Here is a 12,401-nt window from a genome sequence, read left to right on the forward strand (position 1 = left end):
ATTGCGTTGTTATCTACGGGCTGCGAGGGGCTTCCGATGTCCCTTAGTGTCTGTTACGCCAGGTAACAATTGAACGTTGTTCAGCTTTTCGAGGTCTTCACAACTCTCAGGTACGGAACCGGGGCCGCCGTTGTTCATACGTGCGCCCCGCCGGAAGCCCGTCGCGACCCGCTCCGGCGCTGCGGTACCCTGACGCCATGCGTGCCGTACGCCTTCTGCTTAGCGAGCCGCGCTGATCAATCCCGACCACCGGGCGAATCGGATGGTCGGCATCGGCGCGGCGTCCCCTCCTGTGCGAGGGGATTTTTCGTTTCTTGAGAATCGCAGCCACTGGCAGAGACGATCGATGGAGCTTTGAGGATCATGAGCGAGACGACTACCGCTGCCGCCGCCGAGGTGGCCGCGCCGCACCGCTACACGGCCGCCCTGGCGGCCGAGATCGAGGCACGCTGGCAGGACTTCTGGGACGCCGAGGGTACGTACGCCGCTCCGAACCCCAAGGGCGACCTGGCGGGCGACCCCGAGGCCGTCGCCCGGCCCAAGAAGTTCATCATGGACATGTTCCCGTACCCCTCCGGTGCGGGCCTGCACGTCGGCCACCCCCTGGGCTACATCGCCACCGACGTCTTCGCGCGCTTCCAGCGCATGACCGGCCACAACGTCCTGCACACCCTGGGCTTCGACGCCTTCGGCCTGCCCGCCGAGCAGTACGCCGTGCAGACCGGCACGCACCCGCGCGTGTCCACCGAGGCCAACATCAAGAACATGCAGAGCCAGCTGCGCCGGCTGGGCCTGGGTCACGACAAGCGCCGGTCGTTCGCCACGATCGACCCGGACTACTACAAGTGGACCCAGTGGATCTTCCTGCAGATCTTCAACTCCTGGTACGACCATGAGGCGAAGAAGGCCCGGCCGATCGCGGAGCTGGTCGCTCTGTTCGAGTCGGGTGAGCGTGCCGTACCCGGCCACACGCGCGCGTGGAGCGAGCTGAGCGCCGCCGAGAAGGCCGACGTCCTGGGCGAGTACCGCCTGGCGTACGCCTCCGACGCGCCGGTCAACTGGTGCCCCGGCCTGGGCACCGTGCTGGCCAACGAGGAGGTCACCGCCGACGGCCGCTCCGAGCGGGGCAACTTCCCGGTCTTCAAGGCCAAGCTGCGCCAGTGGAACATGCGGATCACCGCGTACGCCGACCGGCTGCTGGAGGACCTGGAGGAGCTGGACTGGCCCGAGGCCATCAAGCTGCAGCAGCGCAACTGGATCGGCCGCTCCGAGGGCGCCCGCGTCGACTTCCCGATCGACGGCGAGCGCATCACGGTCTTCACCACACGCCCGGACACCCTGTTCGGCGCGAGCTACATGGTGCTGGCGCCCGAGCACCCCCTGGTCGACAAGTTCACCCCGGACGCCTGGCCCGAGGGCACCCACGACGTGTGGACCGGCGGTCACACGACGCCGGCCGACGCGGTCGCCGCCTACCGTGCGCAGGCCGCCTCGAAGTCCGACGTCGAGCGCCAGGCGGAGGCCAAGGACAAGACCGGCGTCTTCATCGGCGCGTACGCGACCAACCCGGTCAACGGCGAGAAGGTCCCGGTCTTCATCGCCGACTACGTGCTGATGGGCTACGGCACCGGCGCGATCATGGCCGTACCGGCCGGCGACCAGCGCGACTTCGAGTTCGCGCGCGCCTTCGAGCTGCCGATCACCTGCATCGTCGAGCCGACCGACGGCCGGGGGACCGACACCTCGACGTGGGAGGACGCCTTCTCGTCGTACGACGCGAAGATCATCAACTCCGCGAACGACGAGATCTCCCTGGACGGCCTGGGCGTCGCCGAGGCCAAGGCGCGCATCACCGAGTGGCTGGAGCGCAAGGGCATCGGCGAGGGCACCGTCAACTTCCGGCTGCGCGACTGGCTGTTCAGCCGCCAGCGCTACTGGGGCGAGCCCTTCCCGATCGTCTACGACGAGGACGGCATCGCGCACGCCCTGCCCGAGTCGATGCTGCCGCTGGAGCTGCCGGAGGTCGAGGACTACTCGCCGCGCACCTTCGACCCGGACGACGCGAACACCCAGCCCGAGACGCCGCTGTCGCGCAACGAGGAGTGGGTCAACGTCACGCTGGACCTGGGAGACGGCCCGAAGCGGTACCGGCGTGAGACCAACACCATGCCCAACTGGGCGGGCTCCTGCTGGTACGAGCTGCGCTACCTGGACCCGCACAACGGCGAGCAGCTGGTCGACCCGGAGATCGAGCAGTACTGGATGGGCCCGCGCGAGGGCCGGCCGCACGGCGGCGTGGACCTGTACGTCGGCGGTGCCGAGCACGCCGTGCTGCACCTGCTGTACGCGCGCTTCTGGTCCAAGGTCCTGTTCGACCTGGGGCACGTCTCCTCCGCGGAGCCGTTCCACAAGCTGTTCAACCAGGGCATGATCCAGGCCTACGTCTACCGCGACAGCCGTGGCATCGCGGTACCGGCCGCCGAGGTGGAGGAGCGCGACGGCGCCTACTACTACCAGGGCGAGAAGGTCTCCCGGCTGCTGGGCAAGATGGGCAAGTCCCTGAAGAACGCCGTCACTCCGGACGAGATCGCCGCCGAGTACGGCGCCGACACGCTGCGCCTGTACGAGATGGCGATGGGCCCGCTGGACGTCTCCCGGCCGTGGGACACGCGCGCGGTGGTCGGTCAGTTCCGGCTGCTGCAGCGGCTGTGGCGCAACGTCGTCGACGAGGCGACCGGTGCCGTGACGGTGGTGGACGCGGAGCCCGACGAGGACACGCTGCGTGCCCTGCACAAGGCGATCGACGGGGTGCGCGGGGACCTGGAGGGCATGCGGTTCAACACCGCCATCGCCAAGGTCACCGAGCTGAACAACCACCTGACCAAGGCGGGCGGCGCGGTGCCGCGCCCGGTTGCCGAGGCGCTGGTGCTGATGGTCGCGCCGCTGGCCCCGCACATCGCCGAGGAGCTGTGGCGCAAGCTGGGGCACACCGACTCGGTCGTCCACCAGGACTTCCCGGTCGCCGACCCGGCGTACGTCGTCGACGAGACCGTGACCTGCGTCGTGCAGATCAAGGGCAAGGTCAAGGCCCGCCTGGAGGTCTCCCCGTCCATCTCCGAGGACGAGCTGGAGAAGGTCGCGCTGGCCGACGAGAAGGTCGTGGCGGCACTGGACGGCGCCGGGATCCGCAAGGTGATCGTGCGGGCGCCGAAGCTGGTGAACATCGTTCCGGCGTAAGCGCCGAGGGAGCCGTGGGTGCGGCTCGGGGTGATCCCCTACGGGCAGGTTCGGGGTTCCGCTGGAACTCCGGGCCTGCCTGCTGCGTTTACCGTTGAAGAGTGACGCGGCAGTGACGCGGCCTGGGTCGTGGTCGTTCGGAGGAGGAGCTCGTGGAAGCAGTGATCGCAGTAGTCGCCCTGCTCTTCGTGCTCTTCGTCGTGCTCGGCGCCTATGCCACGGTGAAGGTGGTCGGCGCCGCCAAGCGCCGCGTGGACGAGACGATCACGCACGCCCGGCGCACGGTCGAGGACCACACCCTGCGGGCCAAGTCCTTCGCCCAGCCCGGCCCCGTCGGAGAGCTCGCCCAGCTGCGCCTGAAACTGCGCACCTCCATGCGGGCCACCCAGGACGCGCTGCACGCGGGCGCGACCGAGGACGAGTCCCTGCAGGAATCCCTCGGCCTCTTCCGACGCCTCAGCGCACACGGGCACGAACTGGACGCCGAACTGCGGCGCCTGGAGTCCGAGCCCGACCGCTCGACGCTCGCCGAGCGACTGCCCGACCTGCGCGAACGCACCGAGCGCATCGTCCACTCGGCGGACTCCCTGCGCTGGGCGGCCCGCGACCGGGCCCGCCGTTTCGCCGACGACGACCTGGACACCCTCAGCGCACAGATCGACGTGGAGGCCGGTGCTCTGCGGCACTGGCAGACGGCGGAATCCCCCTCGTCGACGACGCCGTCGGAGCATTCATCGTCGACGCCGCCCCCGTGGCCGGAGGCCCCGGCCCCTGAGACCGCCGCGACGACCGAGCAGACCTGGCCCGACGCCCCTCGGACGCAGCGGGCCGAGGAGCCGACCAGGCCCGCCATCACCCCACCCGGCCCTCGGCCGACCTACCCCTGGCAGAAGAAGGCCCGCCCCGAGAGCACGACTTGAGTCCCATGAGCACACGATGATCCGGTCAAGGCACCACCGGCTGAGCGGGGTCGGGCTGCCGCCCGGGCGCTACGGCAGGTAACCTCCAGCTCATGTCCCGCCATGTCGCGATCGTCACCGATTCAACGGCCTACCTGCCGCCGCGGACGATGGAGCGCCACGGCATCACCGCGGTGCCCCTGACCGTGGTCCTCGGCGACCGGGCGCTGGACGAGGGCACCGAGATCTCCACCCGTTCCCTCGCCCAGGCGTTGCAGAAGCGACGCCCCGTCACCACCTCGCGCCCCAGCCCCCAGGTCTTCGCGGAGCACTACCGCAAGGTCGCCGAGTCCGGCGCCACCGGCATCGTGTCCCTGCACCTGTCCGCCGAGCTCTCCGGCACCTACGACGCCGCGGTTCTCGCGGCGCGCGAGGCGCCGGTACCGGTGCGGGTGGTGGACACCGGGATGGTCGCCATGGCGCTCGGGTTCTGCGCACTCTCCGCGGCCGAGGCGGCGGAGACGGGCGGCACGGTGGACGACGCCGTGACTGCCGCTGAGAAACGGGCCGGGGGTACCGCCGCCTACTTCTACGTCGACACCCTCGACTATCTGCGCCGCGGTGGTCGCATCGGGGCCGCGCAGGCCCTGTTGGGTTCCGCGCTCGCGGTGAAGCCGCTGCTGCAGCTGGAGGGCGGCCGGATCGGCCCACTGGAGAAGGTACGGACGGCGTCCAAGGCGATCGCCCGCCTGGAGGAGATCGCGGCCGACCGGGCGGGCAGCGCGCAGGTCGACATCGCGGTGCACCATCTCGCCGCCCCCGACCGGGCGTCGGCGCTGGCGGATCGATTGCGCGCCAGGGTGCCGGGGCTGGCCGATCTGCATGTGAGTGAGGTGGGGGCGGTGATCGGGGCGCATACGGGGCCTGGATTGCTGGGGGTTGTGGTTTCGCCGCGGTGACCGGGCTGCGGTGGTGACCGGGCTGCCGTGGTGACCGGCCCGCTGGGGAGTGAGTCACTCGTGTGGGTGGCGGAGTTGTCCACAACTGGGCGGTAATCCCCGGGAATTGAGCAAGATCATCGCGGGTGTGGCGAGGTGTCCGATCCTCGTCGCATGGCACTTCGATCACGTACAGGAACCCGCACCCATACCCGCACCACGCCCGTGACCAGCGGTCCGGGCCGCGGTCCCCGCTCCGACGTCCGCACCCGCCAGCGACGCCTGCACGTCCGGGGCCGGGCACGGCAGCGAGTTGCGTCGGCGCAGGAGCTGCGCCGCCGGGCCGAGGTGATTTTCGCCGAACGAGCCGGGGAGTGGGGGGAGTCGGGGACGGGGCCGCCCGGGGGCGAGGCGCATGCCCAGCGGTCGGCTGCGGAGGAGGAGTCTCCTCCGTGGGCGGTTCCCCCTCGGGGACGGGAAGCGGAGGCGGAAGCGGACCTGCGGGTCGTGCCGCGCGCTCGCTCGGCCGTGGGTGTGGACGAACTGCAGGGCGAGTGGGCAGAGGGCGGCTCGGATGTCGCCCGCGGGGATGGGGCGTTGGGAACGGACGTCCCCCGCGGGGATACGGCGTGGGGGACGGGCTTTGCACGTGGTGATGCGGTGTTGGGGTCGGGCTTGACGCGTGGTGATGCGGTGTTGGGGTCGGGCTTCACGCGCAGGGATGCGGTGTTGGGGCCGGGCTTCGCGCGTGGTGATGCGGTGTTGGGGACGGGCTTCACGCGCAGGGATGCGGTGTTGGGGCCGGGCTTCGCGCGTGGCGATGCGGCGTTGGCATCCGACTCCCCGAGCGGGAATGCGGTGTTGGGAGCGGACCTGCCGGAGGCCGGTGCAGTCGCCGGAGCCGGTCAAGGCGCTGATCCCGTGGCCGGTGACTCGGGCGCCGGCGAGTGGCGGGCGCGGGCCGGGCTGGCGCTGCGGGAGCGGATGCCGGTGTGGTTGCAGACGAGGTGCGGGCTGGAGCGGCGCAGTGTCGTCGCGCTCACCGTGGTGCTCGTCCTCGCCGCGGGGTTTGCCGTGCAGCACTTCTGGAGCGGCCGGACGCAGTCCGTGCGGACGCCCGAGGTGGTGCGGGCGGCGGCCTCGTACGCAGGACGGGGGGCGAGCGAGGAGGCCGGGACGGGGGCGTCGGCGGCCGGTGTGCCGGGAGCCGCGGGGACGGCCGCGGCGGAAATCGTGGTCGACGTCAGCGGCAAGGTGCGCGAGCCGGGGATCCATCGCCTCCCGGCGGGCTCACGGGTCGCTGACGCACTGCGCGCGGCCGGTGGCGTGCGTCCCGGCACGGACACCGACGGCCTCAACCGGGCCCGGTTCCTGGTGGACGGCGAGCAGGTGATCGTCGGCGGTCCGGCCGCCGTGCCCGGGGCAGCGTCCGCTGCGGGGGCGGGCGGCGCGGCGGTCGCCGGTGCGGCACCGGCAACGCCGGTCTCCCTCAACACGGCCACCGTGGACCAGCTCGACACCCTCCCGGGCGTCGGCCCGGTGCTGGCCCAGCACATCATCGACTACCGCACCCAGCACGGCGGCTTCCGTTCGGTGGACGAGCTGCGCGAAGTCAACGGCATCGGCGACCGCCGATTCGCCGATCTGCGGGATCTCGTACGGCCATGAGCCACGACGTAGGAACACCCGATCTCCCAGCGGACCTCGCGCCCTCGCGCGCCGCCGTCCACGCCGCGTCCGGGAGCCGGCTCGGCGCCTCCCACCCCCGGCAGGAAGGACCGACGGACCTCCGGCTGGTCCCACCCGCGCTGGCCGCCTGGGCCACGGCGGCGCTGATCCTGGACGCCTCCCAGGTGTGGGCGGCCGGCGCGGCGGTCGTGTGTCTGGCCGCGGCAGGCGTACTGCTGATGGTGCGGCGAGGCGGGCAACGTGAGCGTGTGGCCTCGGCGAGGAAGGAGAGGGCGCCCCGGTTGAGCCAGGTGTCGCGGCCCAAGCCGCCGCACCCGCGGAGCACAGTGCCCGCGCGGCTCACCGGGCCGCGCACCACCGTCGCCGCCGTGCTGCTCTGTGTCGCGGCGGCCGCGGTCTCCGCGGGGCTCCATGGAGCAGATCTGCGACGCGGGCCGGTTCCGGCGCTGGCGCGGCAGTACGCCACCGTGACCGCCGAGGTCGAGATCACCTCCGATCCGCGACTCACCCGGCCGCGGGTCAGAGGGGATCGCATGGCACCGACCTCCGTGCTGTTCGACGCCGACGTACGGCAGGTCGAGGGGGCGGACGGCACGGCGGTGGTGACACGGGCGCCGGTGCTGGTGATCGTCGACGGGGAACGGGAGTCGTCGAGGGTTGCCGGCGGTGCGTCGCAGCCGCCCGGCAACCGGCGTTCGCCCTGGATGGAGCTCCTGCCCTCCACACGCCTGCGGGTGGCCGCGCGCCTCGCGCCCGCCCTGGGGGACGGGGGCCGGATCGCCGCCGTACTGCGGGTGCGGGACCCGGCGGTGCCGGCGGTCGTGGGGGAGCCGTCGGCGGCGCAGCGGCTGGCGGGCCGGTTGCGGGCCGGGCTGCGGGAGGCGACCGACGGGCTGCCGGCGGACGCGCGGGCGTTGCTGCCGGGGCTGGTCGTGGGGGACACCTCGCGGATCACCCCGGAGCTGGACGAGGCCTTCAAGGAGACCGACCTCGCGCACACCCTCGCTGTCTCCGGCAGCAACCTCACGATCATCCTCGCCCTGCTCATCGGCCCGCCCGGCCTGGCTCAGCGGGTCGAGCGCCGGGGCATGGCACCCCGTCTCGGCATCTCCCTGCGCACGACCGCGCTGCTCGGCGGAGGGCTCACCCTCGCGTTCGTCGTCGTGTGCCGGCCGGACCCGAGCGTGCTGCGGGCCGCGGCGTGCGGGGTCGTTGTGTTGCTGGCCCTGGCGACCGGGCGGCGCAGATCACTGATCCCGGCGCTGGCGACGGCCGTGCTGCTGCTGGTGCTGTACGACCCGTGGCTGGCCCGCAGTTACGGCTTTCTGCTCTCCGTGCTCGCCACGGGCGCCCTGCTGACCCTCGCGCCCCGCTGGAGCGCGGCGCTGCGAAGGCGCCGGGTACCGCCGAGGCTCGCCGAGGCGCTGGCGGCCGCGGCTGCCGCGCAGGCGCTGTGCGCGCCGGTCGTGGCGGTCCTGTCGGCTCGGGTGAGCCTGGTGGCGGTGCCGTGCAATCTGCTCGCGGAGTTCGCCATCGCGCCGGCCACGGTGCTGGGCTTCGCGGCGCTGGCGGCGGCACCGTTCGCGATGCCGGTGGCCAAGGCCCTGGCGTGGTGCGGGGGTTGGCCGGCCGGATGGATCGCGGACGTGGCCCGGACGGGCGCGGCCCTGCCAGGGGCAGGGGTGGACTGGCCCGGCAGCTGGACCGGGGCGGTGCTGCTCGCCCTCGCCACGCTGGTCGTCCTGCTCGCCGGTCGGCGGCTGGTGCGGCACCCGTGGTGGTGCGGTGTCTGCGGGGTGCTGCTCGTGCTGGTGGTCGTGCAGCCGCCGCCGCTGACCAGGGTGGTCACGGGATGGCCGCCGCCCGGGTGGCGGTTCGCGATGTGCGACGTGGGGCAGGGCGACGCGACGGTGCTCGCGGCGGGGGAGGGGACGGGCGTGGTCGTGGACGCCGGCCCCGATCCTGCGCTCGTCGACCGGTGCCTGCGCACGCTCGGCATCACGAGGGTCCCCCTCGTCGTGCTGACCCACTTCCACGCCGACCATGTGGCGGGCCTGCCCGGCGTGCTGCGTGGCCGTGAGGTGGGCGCGATCGAGACGACGGGGCACGAAGAGCCGATGGACCAGGTGGAGTTCGTGCACCGGGAGGCGGCCGTCCGGCGCATTCCCGTGACGCGGGCCGCCGCAGGGGAGATGCGGCGTACCGGGGCGCTGAGCTGGCAGGTGCTGTGGCCGCCGCCCCGTCCGGCGCCGGCCCCGGACGGCCCGAACGACGCCAGTGTCACCCTGCTGGTCCGGTCGGCCGGGCTGCGGCTCCTGCTGCTCGGGGATCTCGAACCTCCGGCGCAACGGGACCTGTTGAGATCGCCGGCCGGGGCGCTGCTGGGCGGCGTGGACGTGCTGAAGGTCGCCCATCACGGCTCGGCGTACCAGGATCCCGAGCTCATACGCAGGGCGGCGCCGCGGCTGGCGTTGATCAGTTGTGGTGAGGACAACCCGTATGGACACCCGGCTCCCAGCACCGTAGCGGCGTTGCGGGCGCAGGGCGCGGTGGTGCTGCGGACGGACGAGGACGGGGCGCTGGCGGTCGCGGGTACGGGCGCGGAGCTGCGGGTGGCGGGAGACTGAGGGCATGGATTCCGTTGAGGTTGATGCCTATCTCCGTCGCCTGGGGGTCGAGCACCCGGCGTGGCCCACCGTGGACGTGCTGCGCGAGCTGCATCTGCGCCATCTGCAGACCGTGCCCTTCGAGAACCTGTCGATCCACCTCGGCGAGGAGATCGTCCTGGAGGAGAAGCGGCTGCTGGACAAGGTGGTGGGGGCCGGGCGGGGCGGGTTCTGCTACGAACTGAACGGGGCGTTCGCGGCGTTGCTCACCGCGCTGGGCTTCGATGTGACGCTGCTCGCGGCGCGGGTCCATGGCGCGGAGGGGCGGCTCGGCATCCCCTACGACCATATGGCGCTGAAGGTGCGGACGGTGGACGGGGGCGCGTGGCTGGCGGACGTCGGCTTCGGGGCGCACAGTCACTATCCGCTGGCGTTCGAGGCGCGCGGCGAGCAGGTGGATCCGGCGGGCGTGTTCCGGATCGTCGAGGCCGGGCCGGACGCGGCCGGGGTGCGGGGCGGGCATGACGTGGCGGAGGCGGCGGACCTGGAGGTCGTCATGGACGGCAGACCGGAGTACCGGCTGGAGCGGCGGCCACGGGTGCTCGGCGACTTCGTGGCCGGGGCGTGGTGGCACAGCACCTCGCCGGGCTCGCACTTCACGCAGTCGCTGGTGTGTTCGCGGGTGACGGAGGAAGGAGGGCGGATCACGCTCAGCGGTCGCACGTTCAAGACGACGGCGGCCGACGGGACGCGTGAGGAGCGGGAGTTGGGCACGGACGAGGAGGTGCTGGGGGCGTACCGGGAGCGGTTCGGGATCGAGCTGGACCGGGTGCCGACGGTGCGGGGCGCCGACCCGCGCGGGTGAGGGGGCGGGGCAGTGCGCGTGCGGTCCATGCCGGGGGTCGCTTCGAGCGGGCATACCGGAAAATGGCTCCGTGAGTGACGTGAGACATGTCCTGGTGCTGCCCGACCGTGATGCCGCGGAGGAGGCGGCCGAGGCGCTGGGGGAGCGCTTCGGGATCGCTGAGGAGCCGCGTCTGGTGCGGGACGCGCTGGCTGGGGAGGACGACGCCGAGGATGCGCAGTGGCTGGTGGTGCTGCGGGACGAGGAGGGGCGGCTGGACCCGGGGGAGCTGGACGAGTTCGCCGGGGAGTGGGACGGCTGGCGGGAGGAGCCGTAGCGTGACGCCGGACAGGCGGCACCCACGCGGCGCCGGGCTGCGCGGCCAACCCTCGGCTGCCCCCGGCGCCGGGTACCGGAGCCCCGTTGTCAGTCCGCCGTGCCATGCTTGTCGCGATGGCCAGGAAGACTGCGAATGACGACCTCCTCGCTCCCGTGACCCTCGCCGTGGGGCAGGAGGAGCTGCTGCTCGATCGTGCCGTGCGGGAGGTGGTGGTGGCTGCCAGGGCCGCCGACGCCGACACGGATGTGCGGGACCTGACGCCGGAGCAGTTGCAGCCGGGGACGCTGGCCGAGCTGACCAGCCCGTCGCTGTTCGCGGAGCGCAAGGTCGTCGTGGTGCGCAATGCGCAGGATCTGTCGGCCGACACGATCAAGGACGTGACGGCGTATCTGGCGTCGCCGGCCGAGGAGATCACCCTCGTGCTGCTGCACGCCGGTGGGGTCAAGGGCAAGAAACTCCTCGACGCCGCGCGCAAGGCCGGGGCGCGGGAGGTGGCGTGCCCGAAGATGACGAAGCCGGCGGATCGGCTGGCCTTCGTGCGGCAGGAGTTCCGGGCCACCGGGCGGTCCGCCACGCCCGAGGCATGTCAGGCCCTGGTCGACGCCATCGGGAGTGATCTGCGGGAGCTGGCGTCCGCGGTGAGTCAGCTCGTCGCCGATGTCGAGGGGACCATCGACGAGGCCGTCGTCGGGCGGTACTACACGGGGCGCGCCGAGGCCTCCAGCTTCACCGTGGCCGACCGGGCCGTGGAGGGAAGGGCGGCCGAGGCGCTGGAGGCGCTGCGCTGGTCGCTGGCCACCGGAGTCGCCCCCGTGATGATCACCAGCGCCCTCGCCCAGGGCGTAAGGGCCATCGGCAAGCTCTCCTCCGCGCGCGGGGGACGCCCGGCCGACCTCGCGCGGGAGCTCGGTATGCCGCCCTGGAAGATCGACCGGGTGCGGCAGCAGATGCGCGGCTGGACGCCGGACGGGGTCGCCGTCGCGCTGCGGGCCGTGGCCGAGGCGGACGCGGGAGTGAAGGGTGGCGGGGACGATCCCGAGTACGCCCTGGAGAAGGCCGTGGTGACCATCGCGCGGGCGGCGCGGTCCCGGGGACGGGCCTGATCCAGTAGCCCCGCCGACTGCGGCGAGGAGACTCGGCAGTGCCGGCCGTATACCGCCGAGCGACGGAGATGCGGCAGTCGCCATGGCCGAACATCCGCACGCAGAACTCGTCCGCACGCAGCGCTCGTCCGCAAGGGCTACGAAGCCTTCAAGCGCTGTGACCTGGACAGTCTGCGCGGGCTGTCGGCCGGAACAGCGCGTAGTTCGAGATCAAGTAGCCGCCACCTGGGGGGAGAGGAGAATCGTGCGTATCAGCCGTACCTCGCCGAACACGGAAAGGTGGCGATCTCCATGGCTGAACATGAGCACGCCCAGCTCGTACGCCGGGGCTACGAGGCCTTCCAGCGCGGAGACATGGACACCCTGCGCGGGATGATGACCGGGGACTGTACGCACCACGTACCCGGCTCCCACCCGCTCTCCGGGGACTACAAGGGGATCGACAACATCATCGACGGGTACTACACCAGGCTCTCCACGGAGACGGACGGGTCGTTCCGCGTCGAGTTGCGCAACATCTTCGTCGACGGCCGCGGACACGCCATGTCCGTGCACCACTTCACCGCGGACCGGGGCGGCAAGCACATCGACGAGATGGGGGGCATCGTCTTCCGGATCGTCGGTGACAAGATCACCGACCTCGACGAGTGCGTCGCGGACATGGAGAAGGGCAACGACTTCTGGTCGTGACCGGCCGGCAGGCATGCCGAAGGCTCCGGCCTTCGTCCCGGGGAAGGACGGAGGC

Annotated in this window: 9 protein-coding genes; all 9 read left to right on the forward strand. The window is 72.1% G+C overall.

Features of this window, described 5'->3' with window-relative positions:
- The first annotated feature begins 363 nt into the window (after positions 1–363).
- Positions 364–3,237, forward strand: coding sequence for a leucine--tRNA ligase (gene leuS / locus ACIBU0_RS43080; protein ID WP_398830035.1), 2,874 nt, complete (start codon positions 364–366; stop codon positions 3,235–3,237).
- 152 nt (positions 3,238–3,389) lie between these two features.
- A complete protein-coding gene (locus tag ACIBU0_RS43085) occupies positions 3,390–4,157 on the forward strand; it encodes a hypothetical protein (RefSeq protein ID WP_398830037.1) in 768 nt (255 codons plus the stop codon).
- A gap of 92 nt (positions 4,158–4,249) precedes the next feature.
- Positions 4,250–5,095, forward strand: coding sequence for a DegV family protein (locus ACIBU0_RS43090; protein ID WP_398830040.1), 846 nt, complete (start codon positions 4,250–4,252; stop codon positions 5,093–5,095).
- Between the two features lie 807 nt (positions 5,096–5,902).
- A complete protein-coding gene (locus tag ACIBU0_RS43095; RefSeq protein WP_398830042.1) occupies positions 5,903–6,742 on the forward strand; it encodes a helix-hairpin-helix domain-containing protein in 840 nt (279 codons plus the stop codon).
- The gene (locus ACIBU0_RS43100; protein WP_398830044.1) at positions 6,739–9,390 is read left to right on the forward strand and encodes a ComEC/Rec2 family competence protein; all 2,652 of its coding nucleotides are present in this window, start codon (positions 6,739–6,741) and stop codon (positions 9,388–9,390) included. The genes ACIBU0_RS43095 and ACIBU0_RS43100 overlap by 4 nt, the downstream gene beginning before the upstream one ends.
- A 4-nt stretch (positions 9,391–9,394) precedes the next feature.
- Positions 9,395–10,234 (forward strand): arylamine N-acetyltransferase, encoded by an 840-nt coding sequence (locus tag ACIBU0_RS43105; protein ID WP_398830047.1) that lies wholly within the window; start codon positions 9,395–9,397, stop codon positions 10,232–10,234.
- A gap of 70 nt (positions 10,235–10,304) precedes the next feature.
- Positions 10,305–10,550 (forward strand): hypothetical protein, encoded by a 246-nt coding sequence (locus ACIBU0_RS43110; RefSeq protein WP_398830049.1) that lies wholly within the window; start codon positions 10,305–10,307, stop codon positions 10,548–10,550.
- Between the two features lie 116 nt (positions 10,551–10,666).
- Positions 10,667–11,656, forward strand: a complete 990-nt coding sequence (holA, locus tag ACIBU0_RS43115) for a DNA polymerase III subunit delta (protein ID WP_398830051.1) — start codon at positions 10,667–10,669, stop codon at positions 11,654–11,656.
- A gap of 291 nt (positions 11,657–11,947) precedes the next feature.
- Entirely contained in the window at positions 11,948–12,346 is a 399-nt protein-coding gene (locus ACIBU0_RS43120; RefSeq protein WP_398830054.1) for a nuclear transport factor 2 family protein, read from the forward strand.
- Positions 12,347–12,401: the final 55 nt, after the last annotated feature.

It is taken from the genome of Streptomyces sp. NPDC049627 (genome assembly GCF_044465645.1).
In the GTDB taxonomy this organism is placed as follows: domain Bacteria; phylum Actinomycetota; class Actinomycetes; order Streptomycetales; family Streptomycetaceae; genus Streptomyces.

What these genes read in the sequence shown, in the direction of transcription:
- leuS (WP_398830035.1), top strand. Translation starts at nt 364, where the DNA reads ATGAGCGAGACGACTACCGCTGCCGCCGCCGAGGTGGCCGCGCCGCAC.
- ACIBU0_RS43120 (WP_398830054.1), top strand. Translation starts at nt 11,948, where the DNA reads ATGGCTGAACATGAGCACGCCCAGCTCGTACGCCGGGGCTACGAGGCC.
- holA (WP_398830051.1), top strand. Translation starts at nt 10,667, where the DNA reads ATGGCCAGGAAGACTGCGAATGACGACCTCCTCGCTCCCGTGACCCTC.
- ACIBU0_RS43100 (WP_398830044.1), top strand. Translation starts at nt 6,739, where the DNA reads ATGAGCCACGACGTAGGAACACCCGATCTCCCAGCGGACCTCGCGCCC.
- ACIBU0_RS43090 (WP_398830040.1), top strand. Translation starts at nt 4,250, where the DNA reads ATGTCCCGCCATGTCGCGATCGTCACCGATTCAACGGCCTACCTGCCG.
- ACIBU0_RS43105 (WP_398830047.1), top strand. Translation starts at nt 9,395, where the DNA reads ATGGATTCCGTTGAGGTTGATGCCTATCTCCGTCGCCTGGGGGTCGAG.